The organism is Pseudomonas sp. GW821-FHT02H09 (assembly GCF_059421425.1).
Map to the genome: position 1 here is coordinate 67,336 of NZ_JBWKVA010000019.1, position 23,741 is coordinate 91,076.

Annotated in this window: 34 protein-coding genes, 2 tRNA genes and 3 pseudogenes; 13 read left to right on the plus strand and 26 right to left on the minus strand. The window is 57.6% G+C overall.

Translation table 11 applies throughout. From position 1 onward, the window contains the following. Window positions 1-47 precede the first annotated feature (47 nt). Window positions 48-689: a helix-turn-helix transcriptional regulator gene (locus AC07VR_RS23120; RefSeq protein WP_494991235.1), complete on the plus strand. Its 642-nt coding sequence runs from the start codon at window positions 48-50 to the stop codon at window positions 687-689. A gap of 454 nt (window positions 690-1,143) precedes the next feature. Further along, window positions 1,144-1,217: transfer RNA gene (locus AC07VR_RS23125), tRNA-Cys, on the plus strand. Between the two features lie 128 nt (window positions 1,218-1,345). Here AC07VR_RS23125 and AC07VR_RS23130 read toward each other — a convergent pair. Further along, a pseudogene (locus AC07VR_RS23130) lies at window positions 1,346-1,747 on the minus strand (hypothetical protein); the annotation flags it as partial. On the opposite strand from AC07VR_RS23130, the pseudogene AC07VR_RS23135 reads away from it, so the two are divergent. The 5 genes and pseudogenes from AC07VR_RS23135 to AC07VR_RS23155 form a co-directional block, all read left to right on the plus strand. Next, window positions 1,727-2,080: pseudogene (locus AC07VR_RS23135) on the plus strand (NAD(P)H-dependent oxidoreductase); the annotation flags it as partial. The pseudogenes AC07VR_RS23130 and AC07VR_RS23135 sit on opposite strands and share 21 nt — an antisense overlap. Before the next feature lie 221 nt (window positions 2,081-2,301). Then, window positions 2,302-2,652: a BON domain-containing protein gene (locus AC07VR_RS23140; protein ID WP_495012659.1), complete on the plus strand. Its 351-nt coding sequence runs from the start codon at window positions 2,302-2,304 to the stop codon at window positions 2,650-2,652. 366 nt (window positions 2,653-3,018) lie between these two features. Further along, window positions 3,019-3,180: pseudogene (locus tag AC07VR_RS23145) on the plus strand (GNAT family N-acetyltransferase); the annotation flags it as partial. Window positions 3,181-3,498: 318 nt separating this feature from the next. Further along, window positions 3,499-3,585: transfer RNA gene (locus AC07VR_RS23150), tRNA-Leu, on the plus strand. 163 nt (window positions 3,586-3,748) lie between these two features. Next, window positions 3,749-4,975 (plus strand): tyrosine-type recombinase/integrase, encoded by a 1,227-nt coding sequence (locus AC07VR_RS23155; protein ID WP_495012660.1) that lies wholly within the window; start codon window positions 3,749-3,751, stop codon window positions 4,973-4,975. Between the two features lie 2 nt (window positions 4,976-4,977). Here the strand turns inward: AC07VR_RS23155 and AC07VR_RS23160 are convergent, their stop codons facing one another. The 5 genes from AC07VR_RS23160 to AC07VR_RS23180 all read right to left on the minus strand — a co-directional run bounded on the left by AC07VR_RS23160 (window position 4,978) and on the right by AC07VR_RS23180 (window position 7,103). Further along, window positions 4,978-5,193 (minus strand): helix-turn-helix transcriptional regulator, encoded by a 216-nt coding sequence (locus AC07VR_RS23160; RefSeq protein ID WP_495012661.1) that lies wholly within the window; start codon window positions 5,191-5,193, stop codon window positions 4,978-4,980. Window positions 5,194-5,238: 45 nt separating this feature from the next. Next, window positions 5,239-5,598, minus strand: coding sequence for a hypothetical protein (locus AC07VR_RS23165; protein WP_495012662.1), 360 nt, complete (start codon window positions 5,596-5,598; stop codon window positions 5,239-5,241). Between the two features lie 65 nt (window positions 5,599-5,663). Next, complete coding sequence (locus tag AC07VR_RS23170; protein ID WP_495012663.1) at window positions 5,664-5,981, minus strand: hypothetical protein; 318 nt, start codon at window positions 5,979-5,981, stop codon at window positions 5,664-5,666. Between the two features lie 52 nt (window positions 5,982-6,033). Then, the gene (locus tag AC07VR_RS23175; protein WP_495012664.1) at window positions 6,034-6,792 is read right to left on the minus strand and encodes a hypothetical protein; all 759 of its coding nucleotides are present in this window, start codon (window positions 6,790-6,792) and stop codon (window positions 6,034-6,036) included. Continuing rightward, window positions 6,789-7,103: a hypothetical protein gene (locus AC07VR_RS23180; RefSeq protein ID WP_495012665.1), complete on the minus strand. Its 315-nt coding sequence runs from the start codon at window positions 7,101-7,103 to the stop codon at window positions 6,789-6,791. Before AC07VR_RS23180 ends, AC07VR_RS23175 begins: the two co-directional genes overlap by 4 nt. 129 nt (window positions 7,104-7,232) lie before the next feature. Here AC07VR_RS23180 and AC07VR_RS23185 point away from each other — a divergent pair, with 129 nt between their 5' ends. After that, window positions 7,233-7,592, plus strand: a complete 360-nt coding sequence (locus AC07VR_RS23185; protein ID WP_495012666.1) for a hypothetical protein — start codon at window positions 7,233-7,235, stop codon at window positions 7,590-7,592. Window positions 7,593-7,594: 2 nt separating this feature from the next. On the opposite strand, the gene AC07VR_RS23190 is transcribed toward AC07VR_RS23185, so the two are convergent. Beyond that, window positions 7,595-8,122 (minus strand): hypothetical protein, encoded by a 528-nt coding sequence (locus AC07VR_RS23190; RefSeq protein ID WP_495012667.1) that lies wholly within the window; start codon window positions 8,120-8,122, stop codon window positions 7,595-7,597. Between the two features lie 46 nt (window positions 8,123-8,168). Beyond that, window positions 8,169-9,974 carry a DNA cytosine methyltransferase gene (locus tag AC07VR_RS23195; protein ID WP_495012668.1) on the minus strand — a complete coding sequence of 602 codons (1,806 nt, stop codon included), beginning with the start codon at window positions 9,972-9,974 and terminating at the stop codon, window positions 8,169-8,171. 48 nt (window positions 9,975-10,022) lie between these two features. Here AC07VR_RS23195 and AC07VR_RS23200 point away from each other — a divergent pair, with 48 nt between their 5' ends. After that, the gene (locus AC07VR_RS23200; RefSeq protein ID WP_495012669.1) at window positions 10,023-10,658 is read left to right on the plus strand and encodes a hypothetical protein; all 636 of its coding nucleotides are present in this window, start codon (window positions 10,023-10,025) and stop codon (window positions 10,656-10,658) included. A 91-nt stretch (window positions 10,659-10,749) separates the two neighbouring features. After that, window positions 10,750-10,998 carry a hypothetical protein gene (locus AC07VR_RS23205; RefSeq protein ID WP_495012670.1) on the plus strand — a complete coding sequence of 83 codons (249 nt, stop codon included), beginning with the start codon at window positions 10,750-10,752 and terminating at the stop codon, window positions 10,996-10,998. Between the two features lie 9 nt (window positions 10,999-11,007). On the opposite strand, the gene AC07VR_RS23210 is transcribed toward AC07VR_RS23205, so the two are convergent. The 14 genes from AC07VR_RS23210 to AC07VR_RS23275 form a co-directional block, all read right to left on the minus strand. Beyond that, complete coding sequence (locus tag AC07VR_RS23210; protein WP_495012671.1) at window positions 11,008-12,168, minus strand: RNA-directed DNA polymerase; 1,161 nt, start codon at window positions 12,166-12,168, stop codon at window positions 11,008-11,010. 211 nt (window positions 12,169-12,379) lie between these two features. Further along, window positions 12,380-12,742 (minus strand): four helix bundle protein, encoded by a 363-nt coding sequence (locus tag AC07VR_RS23215; protein ID WP_495012672.1) that lies wholly within the window; start codon window positions 12,740-12,742, stop codon window positions 12,380-12,382. Window positions 12,743-12,799: 57 nt separating this feature from the next. Beyond that, entirely contained in the window at window positions 12,800-13,417 is a 618-nt protein-coding gene (locus AC07VR_RS23220; RefSeq protein WP_495012673.1) for an Lcl C-terminal domain-containing protein, read from the minus strand. 77 nt (window positions 13,418-13,494) lie between these two features. Next, a complete protein-coding gene (locus AC07VR_RS23225) occupies window positions 13,495-14,100 on the minus strand; it encodes an Lcl C-terminal domain-containing protein (RefSeq protein ID WP_495012674.1) in 606 nt (201 codons plus the stop codon). A 68-nt stretch (window positions 14,101-14,168) separates the two neighbouring features. After that, window positions 14,169-14,477, minus strand: coding sequence for a hypothetical protein (locus AC07VR_RS23230; protein WP_495012675.1), 309 nt, complete (start codon window positions 14,475-14,477; stop codon window positions 14,169-14,171). Between the two features lie 81 nt (window positions 14,478-14,558). Continuing rightward, a complete protein-coding gene (locus AC07VR_RS23235; protein ID WP_495012676.1) occupies window positions 14,559-15,101 on the minus strand; it encodes a hypothetical protein in 543 nt (180 codons plus the stop codon). Continuing rightward, window positions 15,098-16,753, minus strand: coding sequence for a YqaJ viral recombinase family protein (locus AC07VR_RS23240; protein ID WP_495012677.1), 1,656 nt, complete (start codon window positions 16,751-16,753; stop codon window positions 15,098-15,100). Before AC07VR_RS23240 ends, AC07VR_RS23235 begins: the two co-directional genes overlap by 4 nt. After that, window positions 16,750-17,505, minus strand: coding sequence for a recombinase family protein (locus AC07VR_RS23245; RefSeq protein WP_495012678.1), 756 nt, complete (start codon window positions 17,503-17,505; stop codon window positions 16,750-16,752). The genes AC07VR_RS23240 and AC07VR_RS23245 overlap by 4 nt, the downstream gene beginning before the upstream one ends. A gap of 157 nt (window positions 17,506-17,662) precedes the next feature. Then, window positions 17,663-17,872 carry a hypothetical protein gene (locus AC07VR_RS23250; RefSeq protein WP_495012679.1) on the minus strand — a complete coding sequence of 70 codons (210 nt, stop codon included), beginning with the start codon at window positions 17,870-17,872 and terminating at the stop codon, window positions 17,663-17,665. Window positions 17,873-18,046: 174 nt separating this feature from the next. Next, window positions 18,047-18,181, minus strand: a complete 135-nt coding sequence (locus AC07VR_RS23255) for a hypothetical protein (RefSeq protein ID WP_495012680.1) — start codon at window positions 18,179-18,181, stop codon at window positions 18,047-18,049. Next, entirely contained in the window at window positions 18,178-18,411 is a 234-nt protein-coding gene (locus tag AC07VR_RS23260; protein WP_495012681.1) for a hypothetical protein, read from the minus strand. The genes AC07VR_RS23255 and AC07VR_RS23260 overlap by 4 nt, the downstream gene beginning before the upstream one ends. Continuing rightward, window positions 18,408-18,719: a hypothetical protein gene (locus AC07VR_RS23265; RefSeq protein WP_495012682.1), complete on the minus strand. Its 312-nt coding sequence runs from the start codon at window positions 18,717-18,719 to the stop codon at window positions 18,408-18,410. Before AC07VR_RS23265 ends, AC07VR_RS23260 begins: the two co-directional genes overlap by 4 nt. A 445-nt stretch (window positions 18,720-19,164) precedes the next feature. Then, the gene (locus AC07VR_RS23270; protein ID WP_495012683.1) at window positions 19,165-19,749 is read right to left on the minus strand and encodes an Lcl C-terminal domain-containing protein; all 585 of its coding nucleotides are present in this window, start codon (window positions 19,747-19,749) and stop codon (window positions 19,165-19,167) included. Window positions 19,750-19,814: 65 nt separating this feature from the next. After that, the gene (locus AC07VR_RS23275; protein WP_495012684.1) at window positions 19,815-20,012 is read right to left on the minus strand and encodes a hypothetical protein; all 198 of its coding nucleotides are present in this window, start codon (window positions 20,010-20,012) and stop codon (window positions 19,815-19,817) included. A 55-nt stretch (window positions 20,013-20,067) separates the two neighbouring features. Between AC07VR_RS23275 and AC07VR_RS23280 the strand changes: the two genes are divergently transcribed. Next, on the plus strand, window positions 20,068-20,352 hold the full coding sequence (locus AC07VR_RS23280; RefSeq protein ID WP_495012685.1) for a hypothetical protein: 285 nt from the start codon (window positions 20,068-20,070) through the stop codon (window positions 20,350-20,352). Here the strand turns inward: AC07VR_RS23280 and AC07VR_RS23285 are convergent. The 4 genes from AC07VR_RS23285 to AC07VR_RS23300 form a co-directional block, all read right to left on the minus strand. After that, a complete protein-coding gene (locus AC07VR_RS23285; RefSeq protein WP_495012686.1) occupies window positions 20,334-20,522 on the minus strand; it encodes a hypothetical protein in 189 nt (62 codons plus the stop codon). The two genes, AC07VR_RS23280 and AC07VR_RS23285, sit on opposite strands and share 19 nt — an antisense overlap. A gap of 488 nt (window positions 20,523-21,010) precedes the next feature. After that, window positions 21,011-21,856, minus strand: a complete 846-nt coding sequence (locus AC07VR_RS23290; RefSeq protein WP_495012687.1) for a hypothetical protein — start codon at window positions 21,854-21,856, stop codon at window positions 21,011-21,013. Then, window positions 21,853-22,674, minus strand: a complete 822-nt coding sequence (locus tag AC07VR_RS23295) for a HipA family kinase (RefSeq protein ID WP_495012688.1) — start codon at window positions 22,672-22,674, stop codon at window positions 21,853-21,855. The genes AC07VR_RS23290 and AC07VR_RS23295 overlap by 4 nt, the downstream gene beginning before the upstream one ends. Then, window positions 22,671-23,111, minus strand: a complete 441-nt coding sequence (locus AC07VR_RS23300; RefSeq protein ID WP_495012689.1) for a hypothetical protein — start codon at window positions 23,109-23,111, stop codon at window positions 22,671-22,673. Before AC07VR_RS23300 ends, AC07VR_RS23295 begins: the two co-directional genes overlap by 4 nt. 97 nt (window positions 23,112-23,208) lie before the next feature. On the opposite strand from AC07VR_RS23300, the gene AC07VR_RS23305 reads away from it, so the two are divergent. Further along, a complete protein-coding gene (locus AC07VR_RS23305) occupies window positions 23,209-23,430 on the plus strand; it encodes a transcriptional regulator (protein ID WP_495012690.1) in 222 nt (73 codons plus the stop codon). Beyond that, window positions 23,394-23,741 carry a CII family transcriptional regulator gene (locus AC07VR_RS23310; RefSeq protein WP_495012691.1) on the plus strand — a complete coding sequence of 116 codons (348 nt, stop codon included), beginning with the start codon at window positions 23,394-23,396 and terminating at the stop codon, window positions 23,739-23,741. The genes AC07VR_RS23305 and AC07VR_RS23310 overlap by 37 nt, the downstream gene beginning before the upstream one ends.

Here is a 23,741-nt window from a genome sequence, read left to right on the forward strand (position 1 = left end):
CGCGCAAGCGCCCCTTTTTTTTTTGGCAAAAGCGGTGAGGTTGCACAATGCTGCAGGGGATGGGTCGTACACAGCAGGATCTTTTGTCAGCACTGCTGTACCAGCCGGCGGGTATGAGTATTGATGATCTGGCGAGCCACCTCCAGGTGACGCGTACCGCCATTCGACAACACCTGACCGCGCTGGAGCGGGACGGTCTGATCCTGCGTGGCGAAACCCGACCTACTGGCCGACGCCCTCAGCAGTTGTTTCTGCTCTCGAGCTCCGGCCGGGAGTTGTTTCCACGGCAATACCAGATGCTGGCCGATCTGTTGATTGGCGAGGTCGCCGAAATCATTGGCCACGACAATCTGGTCAGATTGATGCGCAGCCTCGGTCAGAAAATGGCCGCGGGAATGGAGCAAGCGGTCGTAGACGAAGAGCGGATCGTCAGCCACATGAATCAGGTTGGATATGAATCGCAGGTGTTTTTCCGTTCCTCTGGCGAGAAGGAAATAGTCGCCCACAACTGTGTGTTCCATCATTTGGCCAAAACCCACCCTGAAGTCTGCCAGCTTGATCTGGCGCTCATCGGCGCGCTGGGCGGCGGCGAGGTGGAACACCTCGAGTGCATGGTGCGCGGGGGCGAGGTCTGCCGCTTTCACCTGAACCGCAAGCCGCCGGATTCAAGCGACAAATCTCTCTTGTAAGTCACGTGCCAGGAGTGTCGCCAAACTCGGCGCTTTAAAAAGACTCCTCGGCAGGTTGCGACAAGCACAACACCGAGCGGTTGCCAGGATGGTGCTAGATCACATGCGCTCGATGCAGCTGACTATGCCGACCTCTGGGCGAAGAAAGCCAATCCCGGTTATCGATACCTCATCCCAGCAGGTGCTGTCGCAATAGTCACGGCGCTTTATGGAGGAGGGTGAGGCCATTGTTTTTGCCTGCACCGGACAGCGAATCGATGAATTGAGAGGAGAGTTAAATCTTTTAGAATTCAGGGGGTTGCCAAGTCCTGTCTTCTTCTCCATAATGCCGCCCATCGCTCAGGCGCTTGGCTACAAGCGGCTTGCAGGATGAAGGTTTGGGTCGTTAGCTTGGCTTCCGTATCCGCTCCAGTTTGTATACGGTTGATGTCGTTATATGGCATCGAGCGTTTGAGGCCGAGTAGCAAAATGGTTATGCAGCGGATTGCAAATCCGCCTACGCCGGTTCGATTCCGACCTCGGCCTCCACTCTTGAAAACCCCGTAGATCAATGATCTACGGGGTTTTTTATTGCCTGCTGGAAAGTGAAGTGTTCCGCAATCGGTCGTTGTTTCGTCGGTGACCCGTTCTCCGATCCTGAGTGATTGGATCCTTGATCATTTCCCGAGATGGGTCGGTGAGGTCGTATCGCTCAGGCATTTCAAGGGGGGGCCGTACAGAGCCTGGTCGCCCAGCCTGCTGGCCTCTGCGACGCCATGGGTGCCGCGCGCGCTTCTATCGACCATTGCGATGATCGTCTCGAAGAGTTCGTCCTGCGCCTGCGCGGGTGTGATTTCTCCGTTTGCGGCGGCATGGGACAGGGCCTCGGCCGCACCGAGCATCGCCCGAAGACCCGCGGGCGCGATAGCACCTTCTCTGGTGAAGGGGGAGAGGGCAATCCGACACTTGTTCATGAAGACCGCTTCGTACTCGCGCTTGATCTTTTCGAGCTCCGGTGAACTGGCCAGCGCCGCGATCACGCCGGGTATCTCGTTGCCCTGGAGGAGCACGCACTCATCGTTGTTGCTCATCACGATCCCCGGTCCCTTACCCATAGCCTCGCTGCTCAAGTCGCTGATGGCTTAACCCTGGCCGATCCCGGCAACTCCTTTGAAATCGCGGACCTCTCAGCGCAAGCGTTTGATCCGCGGTTCACCGCGGCTGATCTGGCTGTCCATCACAAGGAGGCGCCGCCCCGCGCAGATGTGGTCGCCGAGCAGGCGAGGATCGATCGCGCCGATGCCCTTGTGCTGGTCTATCCCGTCTACTGGTGGTCGATGCCGGCACTTCTCAAGGGATGGATCGATCGAGTGTTCGCCAATGGCTGGGCGTTTTCTGTCGGCCGGGATCGGCAGCGACGGGCGCTTTGCAGGTATTGCGCCTGGTACAGAGCGACCAAGGCGGACATTCACGGGCACAGCGTAGCGGCCGCACTATAATTAGTCTGTGTCCTTGTTTGTGTGGCGAGCACTCCAGAACGAATCAGGTTTCCATAGCGCTCGTCTGACAAGCACAGGGCAGCACAGTAAATGGGACGCAAAGTACGTTCGATTACGCAAGAGAGGGTCCTGTCATGAAAATTCACTCCTTCCAGCATTACTCTCATGGTCTGGAAATGGCCGTTCACGACGCATGGATTACCACCAAGGTGAAGTCGGCCCTGGCGCTTTCCGAACCGGCCCTTGGTCTGCATGTCAATGTCAAAACCCATGCGGGCATGGTGGCGTTGAGCGGCCGTGTCAACACCCATAGGCAGTGTGAGCAGGCTATAGGTCTGGCCCGTTCGGTTCATGGTGTCGCCGAAGTCGATGCCAGCGACTTGCAGACCCACGTGTTCACGCCAGGGAGTTTTCCAGAAGCTCCCAACGCCGAAGAGAGCACTGAGAGTCGGCCACAATCGTCAGCAAAGACGGACGACAAGTGACGATGACGACCTTGCCAGCGCCGCGCTCCTGGTTGGGGGGGAGCGGGGCGCAATGCAGATTGAGGACTTCCACGGACTAACAGGCCACGATGCTGTCACCGCTTGTAGCGCGAGAGCGGGATCTGCTGTGAGGTGGAGTCCATCGATCTGCCGGGCGTCGGCAGGTTGAATGCCTGTAGGCTCCAGCGTAATGCCTTGCCGCGTTGGTATAGATCAAGCTGCCATCGCTCGTTCTGTCGTGACGCGAGCGGATTCGACCCTCGCCGGCCAGTCGCTTGCGGGTATGAATCCGGGCTTGCTACAGCCGTGGATAGGGCAGATACAATCCTTCGACTTTATTAATCCAGGTAACAGGGAGTGGAAGTCATGGACGTTCAAGTCGTACGCGCTGACGTAGATTGTGTCGATAAAATCGCGAAACTCTTCGATGCCTACAGAGGATTTTATGGGCAGCCCTCCAATATTCAGGAAACGTACGACTTCATTGCAGAACGCATCACCCGAGATGAGTCTGCGATCTTTTACGCGAACAAACCCTTGAAAATCAGTTGGTTGCGGAACGATGCTCATGCTAACCTATTGAAATAGCTTGTTTTTTCGTAGATGGATTGCAAATCCACCTACGCTGGTTCGATTCTGACCTCGACCTCCACTATAAATAGGCTCCGTAGATCAATGATTTACGGATCTTTTTTATTTGAGCTTCAAAGCAGGATTTTGTCTTGCATTTGACGTCAGCGACCTTGCTTCAAGGGGAAGGGATGTATATATTTCCTCCCTTGCTGCACAAGCGCCAGGACTGCGTAATCGTTATTAACCTGTTCTCGGCCGCTTCACCGCGCTACCGCCCGAATGGCGAAACTGGTAGACGCATGGGACTTAAAATCCCCCGCTCGTAAGGGCGTGCCGGTTCGATTCCGGCTTCGGGCACCATATTCGATTCTCAGGCCTTATCAAGCCTTCTCAAAAAGCCCCGCAGACTCTAGCCTGCGGGGCTTTTTCGTTATCAGCTCTTCTCAACAATTCTCACGCCTTCTCAATATTTTTAGTACATTGCCCAGCACATCTGAATTCGATTGCCCATGGTGATGTACTAATGCCCCTCACTGACACAGCCGTCAGGCAAGCAAAGCCCAAAGAAAAGGACTACAGCCTGAGCGATACCGCCGGGCTGTCTCTTTTCGTAGCCGCCAAAGGCTCAAAAGCGTGGCACTTCCGTTTCTCATGGCACGGACAGCAGCCGCGCATATCCCTGGGCACCTATCCCGAAATCACCCTGAAAGAAGCCCGTGAGCGGCGAGACGAGGCCAGATCCCTTATCGCAAAGGGCGTTGATCCTCGATCGCAGCGTCGCGAAGAAAAGCGCGCCGCCAGTACCGGTGCCGTAAAAACGTTCGAAGTTGTGGCCAATGAATGGCATGCCTTCAAATCGCCACGGATGTTGAGCGCAAAGAAAGGTGGCGTCACCCAGTCACGCATGTACCTGGATAAGGACTTGATTCCTGCCCTAGGCAAAATCCCCGTGGCCGACGTGAAGCGCTCCGATGTACTGAGTGCCATGCGTCGGGTCGAGGCCCGCGGCGCATTGAACGTGGCCCGAAAGTGCCGCACCTGGCTGAACGAGATATTCCGGTTCGCCATCGCCTCGGACTATATAGAAACAAACCCAGCGTCAGATCTGGATATCGTGGCCATGAAAGAGCCGCCGGAGAAGCACAATCCGATGCTCCGTCAGGTGGAGCTGAAAGACTTTCTGGTGGCATTGCGCCAATTCAACGGAGCTGGATACACGAAAAGCGCAATTCGCATCCTGCTGCTGACCGGAGTTCGAACTGGAGAGCTGCGCAATGCGACCTGGAGTCAGTTTGATCTGGATGGCGCGCTATGGACCATTCCAGCCGAAGGCGTCAAGCAGTTGCAGAAGGTGATCAGGGCAAAGGGAGGAGATAAAGTGCCGGCCTATCTGGTACCGCTCTCGCGGCAGGCGGCTGAAGAGGTGCGCCAAGTTCATGAGCTGACCGGCCGTTACAAACTGCTGATCCCGGGTCGGAGTGACCCGGGCAAGCCGATCAGCGACGGAACGGTCAATATGGCTCTGAAACGCATGGGGTATGAAGGCAGGCTGACCGGGCACGGTATTCGCGCCACGATCTCAACGGCCTTGAACGAGATGGGCTACAACGAGGACTGGATCGAGGCGCAGCTTTCGCACGCAAGCTCGAGCAAGGTCCGAAAAACGTACAACCACGCGGAGTACGTCGAGCAGAGGCGGGGGATGATGCAGGACTGGGCTGACTACCTGGACAAGCTGGAGGGGGTGTAGGTCTATTGTGCCTGCTGGCGCGCAGCCGCTCGACTGGCTGCCCACTGCACGACCTCCGACCGGACCCAGGCCACGGCCTGCTCTCCGACCTTGGCTTGGCGAGGGAACTTTCCCCCTCCGGCCATCCGGTAAATAGTTGCGGTGCTGAGCCCGGAGATGCGGCGCACTTCGGGCAGCCGGATGTATTCGATAAATTCTTCGTTTTGTGCGGTATTCATTTGATGCTCCATGCCGCGCGAGGCAGCAGAAGGTGGTTATTGGGTTCAGGCGGCTTTTCGCAGTGCTTGGGCGGCGAGCCGGCGACGGCTCATGAGTACTTGCAAGCGGTACGTATGGAATCTGCGACCGTCCTGTGAGGTGATCTCTGGGGCCAGGTACGACAGGTCTTCTTCCAACTTGCCGAAGTAGTAGAGGTGTTCTCCATCGCCACCCCATTCAGGTTGGGCGGTGGCCCAAGTGCGGGCAGCAAGGCAATCTGGGCATGTCTTGAAACTGTCCATGTCGCCATCCCAGCTGCCGGAAATAAGCTGATACTGCTGACCGGGATGTATCGGCCCGCAGCACTCACAGCATTTATGCTGCTTACGCGCGGTGGGCGTGGTTTCGGTTTGAAAATCGGACATAACGAATCCTCGCCCGCCGTTCACCGGCAGGCTGGTTGAGTTGTAAAGTTTTGGTTTACAGCTGGTTAAATGAATTCGGCGGGGACGCTGACAGGGTTGCCGAGCTTCGCAGCCACAACAGCCCGGAACACGGCGATTGTGCGAGTCTCTCCGGGCTGGCGCTCGAAAGGATCGCGCTTCGCATCAGCCAGCCACGCGTAGTGGTAGCCGGGCTCGACCCAGACGCTGTACTTCTCGATCAGCTGCTCGACGTCAAATTGACGGGTGAATGGCAGTTGCAGCTGTCCGGCCGTGGACTGCTGGTCGCTTTCAAGTGATTCGATTGCCCAGGCCAGCGCCGGGCCGGCCAGAGCCTCAGTGCGGACGCTGACCATTCGGTTCATCGCCGCGGCCCCGTGTAGATGAGCCAGGCCATGTAGGCGAGGGCGGGGAGAATCATGGCGTCACCTTCTTGAATTCGACGACCCATACCCACGGGTTCGCATCCCAGTTTTCGGCGCTATTGATACCCACCCAAAGATCGTGGAAGGCCCAAACCGGTGACTTGAACCCGAACTGATGCCAGTCGTCCATGTCTTGCGGGTTGTGTGCGTGCCAGTGCCATCCACCCCTTACGTGAGGAATGATTCCCTCAGCTTTGGCTTGCTCATCGCTGATGTCCTGCAACCGCTCAACCCGGACATCGGTGATCTCCAGCAGGATGCGGCAGGCCCAGCGCGGCATGTGGATGGATGGGCGCCATACCAGGTCGCTGCCTTCCCAGCCTGCCTTGTAGATACAGTGCCCCGAATTGCGAAGCGCAGGTGGGACGCCGTCGATCCTTGAGCCACAACCGCTCCAGGACGTGTAGGTCTCGGTGTGGTCGTACCAGGCGTCGTGATCGGCGTCTGGGTCAGGCAGCCAAGTCTCGCGCACCCAAAGTCGTTCGCCCTTTCGACCATAGGGGCACGGCGCGAATTCGGCCAGTTCCTTGGCGCACTCCACTTCGGTCGCTCCAAACACGCAGAAACCGTAGCGCGGGTCACGCTGGCCGATTGCACTCCAGCGCTGGCGCTCACCGGCGGGAATAGAGGTGTCTTCGGTGGGAATCTGCCCACCCTTCACCGGCCGCCGCGTGACCGTCTTCCGACCTTCAAGGATGGCGCGTACCATCGGGGCCGAGAACAGGATTGGCCGTTCTTTTATCTGGCTCATTGTGTCACCTCGCGGCGTGCCCACTGCACGTAGGGGCCGTCGTCCGTGTCGAAAATACCAAGCAGGAACCAGTCGTACGCCGGCGGCGTTTCTGGTTCCCAGCCGAGGCAGTGCGCCGCGCCGTCCTCCCAGTAGGGGTGGGCTTCCAAATCGGAATCCATGTGCCAGCCGATGACCTTCAGGCCCTGGGCTTCGAGCCACGCTTTCCAAGCTTCGGCGTCTTCGTCGAACTCCGGAATGTCCGGGTGATACCAATAACCGTTCTCGTCGCGCATGACTTCGACGGGGCCAATCAACTTTTCTTCAGGCATGACTGTTCCTTTGCCGCTATAGCGGCTGACCTTGAAGGGGGAGGGAGTTACGAATGATTTGTTGCGGTGATGATGGCCTTTCGTATATCAACGATGGGCTGACAATCGCAGCGACTACGAGCCAAAACAATGAAAATGAATCTCAATGGATGCAGCTTTGAAGACAATGGCGTGGGTCTAATTGCTACCGGCGATATCGAGATAAACGCCACGGATACGCACTTCCGACGAAACGATACGGCAGTCGAGCTATACAATCCGGCGCTCATGCAGGCCGTAGGTCTTCCGGATAACACTCCAGCAGATCGATTAGACGAGCTGGTTCAGGCAATCCTCAAGGCCAAGGCCGCACCAATCGAGGAGAAGGTGGCGATTGCAGAGAAATCTCGGCTGAACGAATGGCTTGTGAGCGCCGGACATCTCACAACATGCGCTAAAAACCTCGTAGAAATCGCCGTAAAGGTCGGTCAGATGACAGGGCTGATGTAGGCTCAGTTATCCGTCCCGGTGTAGGTTCGCCATGGCACCTTCACTCCGTTGACAAGGAATCCCCAGTCACCGCGCCACTTACCGGTGATGAACAGCGTGAAGACACCACCAGGTGAGATTTCGTCGATCCGGTGGTATTCGCCGTGCATCAGGCGGGCGGTGTCGCCGGGCTCTCGCCAGTATTCAAGGTCAGTGTGTCCGCCGGCTTCCCAGAATTGGCGCCGCTGCTCCTTGTAAAAACCGCGCAGGATTATTGTCCTGGCGTTCCATGGGTGGTCATGCAGATCCCGGTCTTCGTCTGGCCGCATGATGTGGTGGATGCGGAACGACCACGGGCACCACCAGAGCGCGGGCTTGTGCGTCGTTCGCGAGTAGGGGTTGAACAGCCACCAGCGGCCCATATACATCGTGGCGCCGTCTGCGGAAATGATGTGTTGGTATGGGGTGCGCTTGGCGCGATCGATAAGCCAGGCGGCAATGGCCGGGCGCGCAAGCAGCTTGGCGACAAGGCGCCAGATAATTGTGGGCATTGGGCGTCCTATGCCGGGTCATGCCCGGGCGGTGGAGGATTGAGGGTTACGCTGCGAGGCGCTGGTAAAGCTCGATGATGTCGGCGGCGTTAGCTGCGACGAGGGCTTCTGCCTCATCCGGGCACACACTGTTACCGATCAGCCTGACCTGGTCCGTTTTGTTGATGTCGCGCCACTCTTGGGCACCGGTGACCGGGTCAACAAACAGCCCACGGTCGATGATGTAGCCCTTGTCGAAGCCCTGCGCTGCCTTCAGCTCAGGCGGTTGCAGCATGCGCAGGGTGATGTCCACCAGCACATAGCCACCGACCATCACCATTTCGGCCGGGTCTTTGAAGTGTTCCGGCAGGTGTTCGTGCATGAAGGCGGCGCAGCGCCGGGCGCCTTCCATCTGTTCCGGTGTCAGCGTGTCCGGCACTTTCACCACCTCGACCAGAGCGACCCGGTCCTTCGTCGGCAAGGTGTGCATCGGTTCGGTCAGCGAAATGCCGTCCTTCTCGTTGCCGTAATACTTCACCAGGTAGGCGTTCACCAATCGCTGATTGGCTCCGGACTGGCAAATGGTCGAAAGCGGTGAGTCGGCGGCGCGGCCATCACCGTCGTAGAACCCGCCGTTCGCCTGCTCGAAGAAAGCGGCAACGACTCCGTGTCGCGCGGCACCGGCCAGCACCGTCTGGGTCGGCTCATCCGGCGAACTGCCAACGGCGTTCTGGCCGAAAGCCGTCATGTGTGCAGCGACGACGGCAAAGTGGCCACCTTTGACCTGTGCGACCTGCGTCCGAAGCGGCTCCTGCACGTCGAAGTTGCGTTGAGCTGAGCCATTGGCGCACTCGGTGAGGAACGGCGCCGCTATCGGCTGCACCAGAGCGTGATGAGTGCCGCCGGCGCTAATGGTGGAAAGCGCTTCGTCCACACCGTGGGTGCTTGTATGCGTTGCCGACGTGCCCCGCATCGGGACAATGAACGGCTTCGCACTGGTCAGCACATGACGCCAGCAGCCTTTGGCGACGCGGCGCATCGTGTTAACCGCCATCGGCTTTTCACGGAAGATCGTGCGACCGAGATTGCTCCAGTCGATGCACTCCGCGGCAGTGCGCCAAGGTTGCTGCTTCGCCGACGGCAATTTGTGGCGCGTTGGTGCTGGCCAGACGATCGGCTTGCCGTCGCTGCGTGCCACTAGGTACAGGCGTTTTCGGATCGTCGGGGTGCCGGCGTTGGCCGCGATGCGCTCGCGCCATTCGACGTTGTAGCCGAGCCCGCGCACCAGGCTTTCCGCCGGAACGAACTCGCCGATCGACTGCAGGATCTCCGGCATGTCCGGGTGGTCAGCCGGCAGACCGGTGCTGAGCGCGGCAATGAAGGATTTGAAGGTGCGCCCGCGCTTGGCCTTGATCGGTTGTCCTTCCTCGTCGATCGGACCCCAGTCGCAGAACTCTTCCACATTCTCCAGGAACATCAGGCGCGGCCGGGTTGCGTGCGCCCAGCGCACCACCACCCAGGCCAGACCACGAACACCGCGATCGCGCGGCGCGCCACCCTTGGCCTTGCTGTGGTGGCGGCAGTCGGGTGAGGCCCAGAGAATGCCCACCGGTTGGCCGCCGGTGGCGTGGATAGGATCGACCTCGAACACGTCGGCGACGTAGTGCGCCGTTTCTGGATGATTGGCACGGTGCACGGCCAACGCGATTGGATTGTGATTCACCGCTACATCTGGCTCCCGGTACGCCCGGGCAATGCCGGTGCTGGCGCCACCACCGCCGGCGAACAGGTCCACCACCAGTTCTTTCTGGAAGGGCAGGGCCATGCTTGGCTGGCCATGGATGAACTGGGGCTTCTTCTGTTGTGCGGACATAGGGGATCCTCGCCGGTATAGTTCCGGGATCTACAGGGGAGTGGGGTTATGGACCGTATTGTTCTCGGAGGATGCTTCTTGCTGGTGGTCCTAGGCGTTCTTATTGGTCTCGGAATCAGCGCTGAGTCAACCACAGGTAAAAGCATCAGAGATGCAATGGAGTTACTTAGTTTTGCTGGAACTGCGATTACAGGAGTTGTTGCAGTTGTTGCTCTTACCAGTTGGCAAACGCAATTCAGGCACTCAGAAAAATGGAAGGCTATAAAAAAATTTCAAGACTCATTAGATGGTGGGCGAGCCGCAAACGCTTATCTCAATAAGCTGTTCTCAATGGTCGCTCGTGCGCACAGAGTCGGCTGGGAGTCACGTACTGTGGATTTTCCAGAGGTTTTTCAAGAATCGCAGAAGGCATGGTTTGAGCAGTGTTCCAAGGTCGACAAGGCGTGGCAGGAGGTTTTACTAATTTTTGATGCTGCGGAGTTGGAGTTTCAAATAACACATCGAGATATAGAAAAAAGCGTGGGAGCAGTAGCGACTAAGTTTATTACTGTTTATTTGGGCTCGGATGCGCCTGATATGGGGGATCTTTACGATTTGCTTGATCAGTGCTCTATCAGAGCCAGGGATAATACAAATTTAATTTTCAATCAGTCAGGAATTTTGCAAAGACATCTTGTCGGATGAGGTTCGTTTCAGCTCCTCGCCGGCTGGCGTGATTTGAGTTTGTGGGCTATTGCTTGATGGCCCGGCATGGAGCCGGATTGAGGAGAGCGAGATGGTTTTAGTGGACAGACCTTGGCCTGTAGATCATGAGTATCGCGGCGTTAAATCAAAGATCGACTTCATATGGGGGCATGCCGACGACCCGATTCCGAAAGGGTTGCGTGTCGAAGTGGATCACCCAGAAACACCGGTTTTGTCGTCGCATGAAAAGACAAAATACGAAAGTTTTGATGCTGCTGTAGAGAAGGGAAAAAAGATTGCAGAGCGGGAGATCGACCAAATACTTGGCGTTGACTCTTAACTGCTCCGGTTATTTCTTCTGGTATGTCTTGGTCAGCGCAGCATTGACGCTGTTGCCGCGCTTCAGCACGACTCTGGCCAGCTTCTCCCGGTCTTTCTCGCTATGACTGGCCTGGCTCAACAGCCCAAAGTAAGAGTTGGCCACCTCGCGCAGATCCTCAGCCGGCGCTGCAGCAGTGCGCTTCAGCGCCTGGGCAACTGATCGCTTGCGGGTGGAGCGCCGCCACGGCTTGATAACGTGGCCAACGAAGTTGACGCCGCGATCGATAGGCTGGAGGATGGTCTTCGTCGGATTCAGCTTGGCGCCGAGGCTAGGCAGGAATGCTTCGACCTCGGCCAGCCAGGCGTTGAGCTGTTGCGGTGACTCATGCAGGAACACGAAGTCATCGACGTAGCGCACGTAATGCTTGGCGCCCAGCCGGTGCTTGGCGAACTGGTCCAGCGCATCCAGATACACGTTGGCGAAGAACTGCGACGACAGGTTGCCGATTGGCAGGCCAAGGTGTGCAGGTTGCGCAGTGAGGCGCTTATGCTGCGGTACCCGGTTGAACAGATGGGCCGGGCTGCGCACCTCGTAGTCTTCGCGAGGATCGTGCATCAGGATCTGCTCCGCGAGTGCCAGCCACCATGGTTCGGTGATTTTCGCGGCCAGCTGCTTGCGCAGAACCTCTTTGTCGATCGCGACGAAGAAGTTGGCCAGGTCGCACTTCAGATAGAAGATCGGCTTCGACCAGTTCTGGCTGGCGCTGCGAATCTTCGACTCAAGCCGGGTGGCGGCGTACAAGGTGCCGCGCCCGGGAATGCAGGCACAACTGTCCGCTATGAAGCTGGCGTAGAAGCGCGGTGCCACATGGTTGTACATCAGGTGGTGGACGACGCGGTCTCGAAAGGCCGCTGCCCAGACTTCCCTGGCTTTCGGTCGGGTGACCACGAAGCATATCGAGCGGCCTGGCCGGTAAGTGCCGGCGATCAGGTCGTCGTGAAGCTGGATCAGGTTCTGCTCCAGGTCCATTTCGAACGCCAGTGCGCTTTGGCTGTTTCGCTTTGAGCGCCGGCAGTCGTAGTAGGCTTGGACAAGATCGCAGAACGGGTAGGGACCAACGTTCGAATTTGCGGACGGGGCGGACGCGGAGCTCGTTGTTCTTGTCGTTGTTGTTCTGATTGCCATCATCGAAGTTCATGTTGAATGCGTTGTTGGCGGAGCGCTGCGACCTATCGTGCTATCTACGTCGCCAAACCGAAGGCAGAGCCGATCAGCAAGGAAACTGCGCGAGACCTACACGGACGCTTTAGACCGGCGGTATCTCTGATGCGCATGGCGGTGACCCGAAGGTCAGCGGCACGACCAGATTCAAATCGCACAGACGTGGGAGCCTTGACTCTCAGGTAGCGGGCGCGGTTGGGGTTTTCGTGGATCTTTTCCAGCCATTGGCCTGCTTGCCGATTGAGGCGGTGAGGGCAATAGCGCTGGCGTGCTGCGGGATGCTGATGAAGCGCTTTTCCTTGAACAGCCTGAGCAGGAACTCAATCACCTGAACGCGCTCGACCAGTGAGCCCAAGTGAAGTTGCTTGTCGCGTGCAGCGTTTGCCCGAGCGATCAGCACCATGACTTCGATGCATTCATCCCGAATCTTCGCGCCAAGCCCGGCTTTGAAGTCTCGCGGGATGTTTCGGGTGATATCGGTTGCGAGACTCAGAAGGTCAAACGCGACCTTGTGAATCGATAAATCCGTGTGCATTCCCATTGCAGTGCATCTCCGTGAAGAGCAACCGGCCGCAAGCGGCCGGATTAAATGAGCGAATTAATCAATCAATAATTCTCTGCGGACGGGGCGGACGCGGAGCTCGAGGTCCTTGCCGCTGAAGTTCTGATTGCCAGCATCGAAGCCCATGTAGAATGCGAAGTAGGCGGAGCGCTGCGAACTCGACCAGTACCAGGTGTCCTTGAAGGCTTCGGCTCCATCCTCTTGGAAGGCGGTGAGCGGCGTCTGACTCGGCGACTCTTCGCTGTACAGGGTGCCCACCGGCAGGCTGTTCGGGTTGTCGCCGTTGCGGCTGTTCGCCCAGTTCTCTTCGGTGGTCGGTTTGAAGTGGCGATACTGCAGCTCCTGCACGTCGCGCGCCGGGATCGCCCAGTCGTTGAACCCGCCGATCACCAAGGCCAGAGTCTTCTGTGCCAGCTCGCTGCCAGCAGCGGCCATCGCCTCGGTGTTGCTGCGGCTATCGGTGAAGCTGTCGGCGCCTTCGATCTTCACGCCGTACTCACCCCAAGTGCCCTCCAGCTCATGCTCGGCACCGGCGGTGATATTCAGGTAACGCTTGCCATCTTCGACGGTGATGCCGCCGAAGAATCCGCCGCCGAAGGCCTGGCCGATTTCCGGGAGGGTGAACGCTGGTACTGCTTTAGCTGCTGCGGACATGGTGCTTCCTCTTTTTTATGGCAACAAAAAAGGCGCTGCTGCGCCCCGATGCCGATCAAGAACGAATTAATGAATGATCAAATGAACAATCTGCGGACGGGGCGGACGCGGAGCTCGTCGTACTTGACGATGGTGACCTGACTGCCACCATCGAAGAGCATGGTGAATGCGGTGGTGGCGGAGCGCTGCGTTGAAGACCAGTGCCAACCCTTAGCGAACACCTCGGAGACGTTCGCTTCGGCAATTTGCAGTTCGCGCCGTGCGGGCAGATAGAAGTCGTTATGCCCGTCACAGGTAAATGCTACGGCAGCCTCTGCGGCCGGACAGCCTTTGCTGGAAGCGATCAATGCATGGGTATTGGCCAGGCCATCCCACGCGCTGGCGGCGCCCTCGACATCATCGCCGTATGCGCCGAATTTCAGTTCGCCCAGGTCATCACCGGTCGGCACGATCAGGTAATAGTCACGGGTTCCGTCTTGGCCCCGAACCAACCCTGCATTGACACCACCTTGCCTAGGCCAGTAGCTGCCCAGCGCAGGGATACCAGTAACCGGCAAAACTGGAACATTGGCCGCAGGTAGCACCTGGGCGAAGACACTGGCCATTGCCAGCTTGGCCAGGTGCGATGCGGGCATTTTGATTGTTGAGTCGCCATGCTTAAGGGTGATCATTTCAGGCTTCATCGTGATTCCTCGTTTTTTCCAGTCAGGCGCCGCCCTCCGTGACCGGATGCGCAGCTTTGGGATTTGGGTTATTCGCTGCAGATTCGCAGCGATTCTTTGCGGTAGGCCAACTCGAGTTTGCGCGACACGTTTTCGGATATGGTGAAAACGTGTCGCGGCGGGGCAAGCAATGGGGCTGACTGGCCCGGGCCAAGCGCATGCAGGTGATGAATCATCAGCGTAAGAGCTTCACCCTGTTCCTCGATGTCATTCCACTGCATCAGCTCAATGAGGGCCTGCTTAGTCCCTGGTAGAACCCAGAGTCGTAACTCTTCCTCGCCGCGATCCTTCCGCCTCGCCGCGGTCTTCGCTGAGCGCGCTTTCCCTTCGGTAGCCATGGCCTGCCTCCTGTAATTCGTTGGCCGGCAGATCCAGCCAGGCTTGACGTTTACGTTGCTGAACGAGCTTTATTCGAGATCTCATCTGAACGCGGACTGAAGCGTTGGATAGTTGATCTTGTAATCCTTGATCAGCCGATGGAACAGTGTGCTGCTGATGTGAATCGTCTCGTAGCAGCGCTTGCGGCTCATGTTTTGGCTGAGGCAGTCACGGATCTTGGCGACCAGCATCAGTTCGCGCTCGGGCGGAGAGTTCTTGGCCTTCGTCGCCTTTCCGCCATTGCCCATGGCTGAGACGAACTTGATGGAGTGCCGCTTAGCGATCCCCAGAAGGACTCGGCGCGATATGCCTTCCTTCTCGCATACCTGGTCGCGGGTCATGGTCTTGCCGTATTCCTTGATGCGCTGAACCTGCTCTCGGGTTTCGTTCCTGATCTCTGTCGACTGGAAGTCTGGTGGATGCTGCATCGACCGGTTGTAGTTCGGCGGCCGGTGGACTATCCCGAAGCCGGGTAGCTCCTGAATAGTCCCTCCTATGCTCAAGAAGGCTTCGATGTTCGCCGCCAGCTGTGCGCGTAGCGGCTCGTTCATTTGGATCATGCTCAGCTCATGACTGACGATCATGCTGCCGCCTTTGCCAGGGTCACCCCGGCCATGCTGAAGGTTGATCCTTGGTCGGCGACCATCCTATCCAGCGCTTCCCAATTGACGGTGAGCACCGATAGCGGAGCCATTCCGCCAGCGACCGCATGCACCAGAGCTTCAAGGTCAAACACTTCGGCCCGATAGCTGACCGGGCTTGCCGCCTGGGTGGGAGCCGGCTTTGCAGCGCTTGCTGTTGGCGCGGCGGTCCTGGCAGGTGCCGCTTCGCGTACAGGCTCGGGAGCTTTCTCGATGACAGGCTCAGGCTTGATTGCTGCCAGCCGTGTGGCCTCCTGCTCGTTGGCGATGCGTTGCAGTTCTTCCTTGCGAATCTTCTCGCGCTGAGCTTCGGCTTTCTCTTCCTCAGTCTTCTGATGCTCGGTAATCCGAACCTTGATCAAGGCGACCAGATCATCGTTGGCCTTCATCACCAGCTGCTGAGCGTCGACAAACAGGAAAGCGTGGTCGATGGCAAGGGTGCGCAGGCTTTCGAGGTTCAGGCGGATCGCGTCGGCCGATTGGCTGGCCTCGATCTTCGCTCGAGCCAGCTCGGTATCGACCGCATCCTGCAAGCTGGCGATGGTGCGCTTGTTCTTCATGGCGCCGGCGAAGTCAGCGACCACGTTCGGTAGAGTTACCTTGCCCAGCGTCCTGTTGATGGCTGCGACGTGGTCGGCCAAGGCCTGTTCAGCATTCTGCTTGATGTTGGTTTTCACCAGCAGTTCTTGCGCCTTCACCAGCTTGTCGACCTTCAGGCGAGTTTCGCGGGCGTGCCTGCTGATGCGATCCAGTGACGAAAACAGTTCGTCGATGGTCTGGGTTTGCGACAAGGCCTGCTTCTTCGCGGCTTCGACGGCGTCCTCGACATCGCCGCACCACTTCACGGCCTTTTTCGCGTCGGCGAAGTCCTGGTCGGTGGCCAGCGTGGTTTTCACCGAGTCGATGACCGCCAGCGCCGATTGCTCGAACACCTTGAGGTTGCTGGCGGTAACCATGCCGGTCAGCTCGATGCGCAGCGCGGGCAGCTCGTCAGGCGCCTTGCCGACGACAATCGAAGGGGCGTCTGCCATCTCGAAGTTTGCCAGATCGACCTCGAACTGTTTCCAACCTTCGACCAGCTGTGCGGCGCGGCCGGCGACTGGGCGGTATTCCATGCTGACGAAGTTCTCGGCGGTGCCGTCGGAGCAAACAAAGATCACGCGCTCGGCGCCGCTCACCAGCAGCTGCTGCTCAAGCTGCCAGTAGTAATGCGGGGCGAGGTCTTCGGCCTTCACCTGAGCGACCAACGATTCGTTCCAGAGCTTATGCTCGAACAATGTCTCGCCGAGCATCGTCGCGCCATCCATCGAAGCAAGCAGGTTGCCCAGCGTTCCAACGACCGGATACAGCTCTTCGCCGATCATCACTTCAACCAGAGGGCGGGCGGCCGCCTCAGTGGCGTGGCCCTTGTCGAAGATGTACTGCTGCGACTGCGTCACGTCCGGCGCGATGCCGGTCTTCTTCAGAGTTAGCAGTTCGGTGCGGGTCTGGTACTTCGATGCCCCCTTCATTGCCGGAGCTTCGGAAGCGGTGAAGTGCTGAGCGCGCAGTGCGTGCCACTCGGCGGAGCCTTGAGCCACGGTATGGATGATCATGCTGCTTCTCCTTCGAGTGGTTTTAACTGGTTGATTGCGTCAATTTGTTCGGTGGTCAGCGTGTACTTGCTGCTGACAGTGGCGATCAGGTGCTCAGGCGATGACTTGCCGTCCTCAATCGCCTTGCGCCATTTCGGCAGGTTCTCTGCCAGCTTTTCATTCGGATACGCCTCAAGCTCAGCAGGCGCTGCGATCTTGGCTACGCTGGCGAGGGGCTGCCCGGCCTCGCGCTCTTTCGGAGCATCCATCAGTTCTTCGGCAACTGGCATCCCGCGCAGCACGTCTGGAAAAACGTCGCGCAAGGCAAAAGCTCGGGCGCGCATCTGGCGCATACGTTTCGGGTACTGCGTCCAGGGCCCTTGCTTGCCGATCAGTCCGGCCGTCTTCGCATCGACCATGCTGAACGTGACTACCTGCTCGTTCTCGCCGCGGCGTTTCACCCGGCAGGTGGCTGTCTCACCGTCGTCGCTCTCATAGACGTACTCGCAAAGAGGCGAGCCGCGCACCAGGGCGATCACTGCGTCACCCCACAGCGCTGGCCGGCCATTGATAACTGCGATGTTCTGCATGGCTTGGAGCGGTTGCAGGCCCAGCTCTAGGCCCCACTGGATGGCGACCAGAATGTTGCCCGGGTTACCAAGGAACTCTTTCGGCACAATGGTCGACTTGGCCAGGATCTCAGCGAACTGCATGGCCTCGCCGAGCGACTGAGGGGAGAGACTGAAGCTTTGCTTTACGGTTAATTCGGACATGACAAATCCCTCGCCGCGACTCGCGCAGCCTTGAAAGGTGTGGGTTATTGAGTGACGCGATCAGCGAGAGCGCCGAGCAGCATCAGGAAGTTGAAGAGGGCGATCGCAGGGAATGAGCCGCGCCACATCAGAATTCGGCGTGTGCGCTGGTGGCTGGTCATGGCAGGCACCTTTCTGACATTCCGCAGTACGACATGGCAGGGTCAAAGCCATCGGCCAAATCGCCGTCATAGTGGTATGGCCGCTCGCATCTGACGCATTGAGCGAGCAGGTTGCCGCGCTTGTCTTCCCACAACCCTTCTGGAAGTGCGGGACGCTGGCTCAGCGGCGTGACCGGCTGCATCACCCATTCGTTAAACGGCTTCATCTCACCACCGCCACAGGAAGGCTGATCTGCCGAGGTGCGCCGTTCTCTTTGAACAGGCTGTATTGCATGAGCAGAATCGTCAGGCCGCAGGCGAGAATCCAGTAGAAAGTCCTCATGGCTCATCTCCTACGTACGGGCCGGGAACGAAGGTGTAGACCCTGGTGCCGAGGCGCTTCATGAGACCCTCGCAACCAGCATACCGCGCCGGGTTTGAATGTTGATGCGCTTAGGGAGATCGGCGACCAGAAAAAAGCCCTGTCGTTGCAGGGCTTCGGTCATTGCTTTGGCGTTTCTGGCGATGATGGTCATGCTGCAACTCCCTGTTTGATCGAGGCGTTGTAGGAGGTGTAGATCTGATCGATGCGCGCCAGATAGTGCCGCTGTTCGTCTTCGCTGATTGCGCGGAGCAGGAAGGCCAGGGTGATGACCGAGGTGGCCGCCGAACTGGCGTTGGACTTGCCGAGGTCGCGGATCATGTTGTCGATCTCGCCCTCGATCCAGGTTGCGGCGGTTTGGTGGTCGCGCTGCTGCTGATTCATGCCGCCTCCCAGTCGCCGTAATCGCGATCCTTGTAGTCGTCATCCCGCGCCGCCGCCACGCACTCCCACAGCAACTCCTCGATCTCTTCAGCGAGCCGCTCGGCGATGGCCGCGCAGCCGTTCTTGCCAATATCAACTGGCTGGTCGCTTTCGTCGTAGGTGAAGCCCGAGACAATCTCGAACTCCATTTCGTTGTAGCCGTAGAAATCGTCCGGGCTCGCCCAGGAGGTCGGATCGCCTTTCACCGATACGCAATGGATGACGTTGCACTGGAGGACGTAATCCTCGATGGTCACTTCGTATTGCATGGCCGAACCCTCCGAGGTTTAACCGCTGGCACGAACACGCACGCCAGGCCGTAAAGCTCTGCATTCGAAAAGCATGTACGCAGGAGAAGCGCGTCGGCTTCACGGTTGCGCGGGGTGCTGGTTTTCATGATTGCCTCCAACTGTTTGGTTGCTGAAAACACTCGGCTGCCCTTGTCATCCCGATATCTACCGTTGGGCGCGGGGAAGGGCATGCGACTGGTTTCGACAATAAAAAGCCCCGGCGAACCGAGGCTTATCCCGATGTGATTCGCCCACCGTGTTCATAAGGAACAGTTCGGGTAAGGTGTTTATTCCATGGCCGTATCCTCCGAGTTGAGTTGGGTGAAGTCTTTCAGGCGCCGAGCACATCCTCGGAAGTATCAGGTCTGGCCGCGCGACCTTGCGCCGCCCCGCGATTCGCCTGCAAAGAAGAGCAATTAATGAATTAACGAATGAATCTGCGGACGGGGCGGACGCGGAGCTCGTCGTACTTGGCGTAGTAGTACTGATAGCCAACATCGAAGAGCATGGTGAATGCGAAGTCGGCGGAGCGCTGCGAACTCGACCAGTGCGCCCTGTCGCCGAATAGCTCAGGAATATTCAGCCACGCCTCGTACAGTTCGGCGGCGGCCGGCAGATAGAAATCGTGGTGACCATCAGCGGAGTATTTGGCTGCTGCGATAGCCGCCGGGCGATCACCCTCGGACAGAAGCTGTTCAGTGTTCCTCATGCCGTCCCACTTACTAGTGGCGCCCGACTCTGTGCCGCGGCCGCCACAAGCATGCTCGCCGATATCTTTAGCAGCGAAGATCAGGTGGTACTCAGGTTGGCCGTCGCGGGCCTGCATCTTGCCGCCGTAGATGCCACCCTGGCCGGGCCAGTACTCGCCGAGCGCCGGGGTGAAGTCGGCGGCTGGCATGTTCGCCGGAGCAACACCCACAAGGCCAGTCAGCACTTGCAGGATCAGCCCTGAGTCTGGGCTGGAGATCATGGTGTCGCCGTGGGTCAAGGTGATTAGTTGAGCATTCATGGTGGGTTCCTTGTCGGGGTGTTGTACTGCATTGGAGTGTGATCTGGCAGGTGCCAATCTCTGCATCAGCCCTGTTCATTGCTCGGGCTTCGCTGCATGGAAGCTTGCTGCTTGGCGGCAGGATTCAGATCACGCTCCGATGCAGCCTGGGAAGATGGAGTACCAGGTGCTCGGGCAGTTAACGTCAGGCTGACGCGGCGCTGGTTGTTCAGTAAAAACGCCTGTTTTTGCAGGGTCAGGCTCCCTGTTTCCTCGCTTTCCACAGTCGAGGGAAAACCTTAAGATCTTGGATCCACAGTCGAGATTAAGGATATTGTTATGGCGCAATATTTGGTTCGAGTTGAACTGTTTAAAGCAGACGGCGAGGAATACACGGCGCTCCACAAAAAGATGGAAGCACTTGGTTTGCAAAGGACGACCGTGTTTGACGATGGGAAAACCTATGCTTTGCCGCCCGGAACATATTTCGGGGCTAGCAATTTGGAAGCCCCGGCTCTGCGGGACAAGGTCGTGGCGGTTGCCACTCCACTTTCGTCCTATGGGGGACCCTCTGTTTTCCTGTGCCTGGCTCAGGAATGGTCTGCTCACCTATTCACGGCGTGAGAAGAGCTACCTGATCCGAAAGAGGCTTCCTTCCCCCAAGGCACAACATCAATGGCGTGATACTGGACAGCGCCCATCGCAGCCTTGAAGGCGGCATCGAAGCTGATGCCGTTTCTTTCAGCGATCTCCTGCACTAGTTCTTGAATCTGTTTTGCTTGGGCTTCGTTCACTTCGTTCTCCTGCTTTCCGCGTGGCCCTGAGGTAGGGCCACCTGGAGAGCATCCTGCCCGCTGATAACGGGCAGGTAATCTCTATTCCTTGCACAGGCCAACGGTCGCGTTCCCGTTGATGTCTTTCGGTGTGCTTGGGGTCATGCCGCCATTAGCCATACACCTACTCACCACCACGCAGCCTCTCCAGCTACGCCCTCCGAATGAGGTCTCCTGTGCCCAGCGCCGACATAAGGTCGAATCGCTGCATACCGTTGCGCGGTACGTCCGCTGGCTATGCATCGGCCAGCTCGGCGTCCATCAGGTTGTTAAAGAGCGGCGGGTCTTTTGAGGCCCTTCGCGACTGGTCCCTTGTTAGGTGCTCGGTAGCGATGGGGCGAATGTAAGCCAATGCCTAATATCTGTAAATAGGTAATGCCTAATTATTTTCTGATAGACGAAAAAAAGCCCGCTGCGATGGCGGGCTAATTTTGTAGGGGGGGGGTGCCTTATGCGGCGCGCTCAAGCCTGATGATGAGGCGAGCACCCTGCTCGGCAGAAGGAACCGTTGAAAGACTGAAATTACGCTTTTCAGTCAAATCCTGAACCATAAGGATTCTATCGTGCAGATGGTGAATGTTGCTTTTGTCGGCAGAGGCCTCGATTGCAGCCTCGTCTGGCACGGCCAGTAAAATGTGTGGATCCTGGTTGTGTTCAATCAACGCCTCATTCCCTCGAAGCTGGTCCAGCCTGCACAGCCGGGAGTAGAACGCTTCGAATTGCTGATGGAGATTACGGCCAGGACCCATATTGCACATGTTGATCGCTAATTTTGACGAGTAGTAGTCGCAATATATCGACATCTTGGAATTTCGAATTGTGACCGGAACCTGCACATGGAAGCGGTCCGCAAGATCGGGGTCGAGAGCCTGCATGGCCTTCTTCATACTAGTGACAAGCCTATTCTGTTCGCTCTTCTTCTCTTGCTGCCTAAAGGCTTCAGTCATAGCACTTAGGCTGGCGCAAGCTCTAAGTGCCTGCCTGGCAATATCCTCAAACGACTCGCCCTGACCCTCCTCAATACTGCCCAGCGAGATGCCGCTCATTGGAGGCACCCATGACTTAAAATCGTTTGTTCCGGAAAGATGCGTGAAGAGGCTTGCCGAAGCAGTGCGAGCAACACCCATGAGGCTGAGACCATGAGTTCCGAAAACAGTCGTCATAACGTCTTCTGATAGGGCGGACACGATATGCGGCCTAGTGCCAGGCTCGCCGATAATCGCGATTGCCACCGTGAGTAACTCGCCTGACATGGCGATGGGCTCGACACGGATAGGTGCCCAGAATGCGGTCAATTCTGGGAGCCTTGGGAACTGCTCAACGATGTCGCTGCGTAGCCCATATCGGGCAAGCCAATCTTCTGACATATCTGCTCAACCGCGTGGGAGATTCTGGACTCGATCCAAGTGTAGAGGTCGCGTAGCGCCTCTTCGCTGATCATACGTTGTAGCCCAGCCTCGATGAAAAGACCTTCGACTTTACCAATGAGAGGGGTGAAGCTTTTGTTCGCCCGCTTCCGAAGCGCGTACCTGGCCACATCATCTAAGCCAAGGGTAACGCCATAATCTGACCGCTCAAGCAGCCAGTTGATAATGTCGATCTCTGGTGACGGCAGGCCAAAGTCAGCCCAAGTCGATCCTCCAAAGCTTTGAGCATGATCAATCGCCCAATGTTCATTTCCATCATAGAGCATCTGACCAAGATGGCGATCGCCATTCGCAATGAGCTGATCGAATGCGGCCACCAGATCAATATTCTTGAGCGCAGTGTGAAGCTGCACAAAATTACCAAGTCGAGCAAAAGAGTGTCCAGCTACGGCGGCAGTACCGAAACCGAGCATCGGCGTGTCTACGGCGATCGGCGGCTTTGCTTCTGGGGTGATGAGAACAAGGTAAGGGGTGGGGATTTTTACTCCCAGAGCAGTGCCAATCACAGAGCAGACCAATTCGGCCTGTAGCTGTGCCCGATTGTGACAAACCTTTACGAACGCCCGCAGACTGACCACGACCTTGTCAGGCCGAATATCTCCTACCAGCAACGCAAGATTGTCCTTGCCCTCTTCCAAATACAGCTTGCTGCCCCGCTGAAGGGTCGCGAATTGGATTCCTTTCACTTCCTGGCAAGCTCCGTGAGCAAGTCGTTGATGAGCGTCCATGCGCGATCGTCCAGCTCAGCGCGCTCGGCCAGACCAATCATTCGGCTGATCACGGCCTGTGATTTAGGAGATGCCTTCTTTTTTGCATCTTTGAGCTGGCCCAAAAGGTTGCTCAACGCACCTTCATTGCTCTCGATTGATTCGCCGCTTGATGAATCGTCAGGCAGGTTTTCATACGAGAAGCCGGGGCGCAGACCCCAATGCTCGGGGCTGACGGTATCCGAGAAATAAGCAATCACATCCATCAGCTTTGACTTGTCTATGCGCCCGGTCTTCACCCAGCCCTGCACCGACGGAGGCTTCACAAGGAAGTCGTCTGCAAGTTTCTTTTTCGATACGCCTTTAGCGATCCGCGCAGCCTCGATGGCAGCACCTAATTCTAATCCGGTAAGCATTGCCTAATTAAGCCTATTCAAAGATTGGTTAGGCAATAGCTTGTTTATCGATTAGCTAATGCCTTATATTGCTGCTGTGTACTTAGGGAGAGACCCCATGAAACCAGCAGAAGCGGTGCGAGAAGCGTCTCGCTTGCTTGGGAGTCAGGCTGAGCTGGCCAGACGCCTGGCTGTTCGCTCGCCCACTGTTAGTCAGTGGTGCTCTGGCGATCGGCCTGTCCCTGCAGAGAGAGCGCTACAAATCGAGACTTTGACCAAAGGCCAAGTGAAGCGGGCGGACCTATGTCCGGCGTTTCCTTGGGCTGCGATGGCGGCCTGATCATGTCGACGTCCCTATTAAGCCAAGAGCAGACCGTAAGAGCCCGCAAGAACTATGCGGTTCTCATGCAGAAGCTTGCATCGATCGGCAATGCACCTGTCGCGCTTGCAGTGGGTTGCGACGAGGCAACGATCAGTCGAATGAAGCCCGAGAAGTTTGAGCAGTTCGCTCAGATTTTGGCGGTGCTCGATCTGAAGATCGTTCCTGGCGAAATGCGGTGCTTCAACCAGCGCGACATCGAAGCGATTTTCCATCAAGCCAAGCGCTGGATGGAGCACGTACAGCACGTTGATCAGTTGGAAGAGGACTGA

Excerpts from the sequence above, each read along its gene's own strand:
- AC07VR_RS23205 (WP_495012670.1), top strand. The coding sequence starts at position 10,750 with ATGGTTTTAGTGGACAGACCTTGGCCTGTAGATCATGAGTATCGCGGC.
- AC07VR_RS23155 (WP_495012660.1), top strand. The coding sequence starts at position 3,749 with ATGCCCCTCACTGACACAGCCGTCAGGCAAGCAAAGCCCAAAGAAAAG.
- AC07VR_RS23245 (WP_495012678.1), bottom strand. The coding sequence starts at position 17,505 with ATGTCCGAATTAACCGTAAAGCAAAGCTTCAGTCTCTCCCCTCAGTCG.
- AC07VR_RS23215 (WP_495012672.1), bottom strand. The coding sequence starts at position 12,742 with ATGGGAATGCACACGGATTTATCGATTCACAAGGTCGCGTTTGACCTT.
- AC07VR_RS23250 (WP_495012679.1), bottom strand. The coding sequence starts at position 17,872 with ATGAAGCCGTTTAACGAATGGGTGATGCAGCCGGTCACGCCGCTGAGC.
- AC07VR_RS23175 (WP_495012664.1), bottom strand. The coding sequence starts at position 6,792 with ATGAGCCAGATAAAAGAACGGCCAATCCTGTTCTCGGCCCCGATGGTA.
- AC07VR_RS23310 (WP_495012691.1), top strand. The coding sequence starts at position 23,394 with ATGTCCGGCGTTTCCTTGGGCTGCGATGGCGGCCTGATCATGTCGACG.
- AC07VR_RS23180 (WP_495012665.1), bottom strand. The coding sequence starts at position 7,103 with ATGCCTGAAGAAAAGTTGATTGGCCCCGTCGAAGTCATGCGCGACGAG.
- AC07VR_RS23210 (WP_495012671.1), bottom strand. The coding sequence starts at position 12,168 with ATGATGGCAATCAGAACAACAACGACAAGAACAACGAGCTCCGCGTCC.
- AC07VR_RS23185 (WP_495012666.1), top strand. The coding sequence starts at position 7,233 with ATGAAAATGAATCTCAATGGATGCAGCTTTGAAGACAATGGCGTGGGT.
- AC07VR_RS23225 (WP_495012674.1), bottom strand. The coding sequence starts at position 14,100 with ATGAAGCCTGAAATGATCACCCTTAAGCATGGCGACTCAACAATCAAA.
- AC07VR_RS23170 (WP_495012663.1), bottom strand. The coding sequence starts at position 5,981 with ATGAACCGAATGGTCAGCGTCCGCACTGAGGCTCTGGCCGGCCCGGCG.
- AC07VR_RS23240 (WP_495012677.1), bottom strand. The coding sequence starts at position 16,753 with ATGATCATCCATACCGTGGCTCAAGGCTCCGCCGAGTGGCACGCACTG.
- AC07VR_RS23195 (WP_495012668.1), bottom strand. The coding sequence starts at position 9,974 with ATGTCCGCACAACAGAAGAAGCCCCAGTTCATCCATGGCCAGCCAAGC.
- AC07VR_RS23160 (WP_495012661.1), bottom strand. The coding sequence starts at position 5,193 with ATGAATACCGCACAAAACGAAGAATTTATCGAATACATCCGGCTGCCC.
- AC07VR_RS23220 (WP_495012673.1), bottom strand. The coding sequence starts at position 13,417 with ATGTCCGCAGCAGCTAAAGCAGTACCAGCGTTCACCCTCCCGGAAATC.
- AC07VR_RS23255 (WP_495012680.1), bottom strand. The coding sequence starts at position 18,181 with ATGACCATCATCGCCAGAAACGCCAAAGCAATGACCGAAGCCCTGCAA.
- AC07VR_RS23235 (WP_495012676.1), bottom strand. The coding sequence starts at position 15,101 with ATGATCGTCAGTCATGAGCTGAGCATGATCCAAATGAACGAGCCGCTA.
- AC07VR_RS23305 (WP_495012690.1), top strand. The coding sequence starts at position 23,209 with ATGAAACCAGCAGAAGCGGTGCGAGAAGCGTCTCGCTTGCTTGGGAGT.
- AC07VR_RS23280 (WP_495012685.1), top strand. The coding sequence starts at position 20,068 with ATGGCGCAATATTTGGTTCGAGTTGAACTGTTTAAAGCAGACGGCGAG.
- AC07VR_RS23165 (WP_495012662.1), bottom strand. The coding sequence starts at position 5,598 with ATGTCCGATTTTCAAACCGAAACCACGCCCACCGCGCGTAAGCAGCAT.
- AC07VR_RS23200 (WP_495012669.1), top strand. The coding sequence starts at position 10,023 with ATGGACCGTATTGTTCTCGGAGGATGCTTCTTGCTGGTGGTCCTAGGC.
- AC07VR_RS23260 (WP_495012681.1), bottom strand. The coding sequence starts at position 18,411 with ATGAATCAGCAGCAGCGCGACCACCAAACCGCCGCAACCTGGATCGAG.
- AC07VR_RS23270 (WP_495012683.1), bottom strand. The coding sequence starts at position 19,749 with ATGAATGCTCAACTAATCACCTTGACCCACGGCGACACCATGATCTCC.
- AC07VR_RS23265 (WP_495012682.1), bottom strand. The coding sequence starts at position 18,719 with ATGCAATACGAAGTGACCATCGAGGATTACGTCCTCCAGTGCAACGTC.
- AC07VR_RS23190 (WP_495012667.1), bottom strand. The coding sequence starts at position 8,122 with ATGCCCACAATTATCTGGCGCCTTGTCGCCAAGCTGCTTGCGCGCCCG.
- AC07VR_RS23120 (WP_494991235.1), top strand. The coding sequence starts at position 48 with ATGCTGCAGGGGATGGGTCGTACACAGCAGGATCTTTTGTCAGCACTG.
- AC07VR_RS23140 (WP_495012659.1), top strand. The coding sequence starts at position 2,302 with ATGAAAATTCACTCCTTCCAGCATTACTCTCATGGTCTGGAAATGGCC.
- AC07VR_RS23230 (WP_495012675.1), bottom strand. The coding sequence starts at position 14,477 with ATGGCTACCGAAGGGAAAGCGCGCTCAGCGAAGACCGCGGCGAGGCGG.
- AC07VR_RS23300 (WP_495012689.1), bottom strand. The coding sequence starts at position 23,111 with ATGCTTACCGGATTAGAATTAGGTGCTGCCATCGAGGCTGCGCGGATC.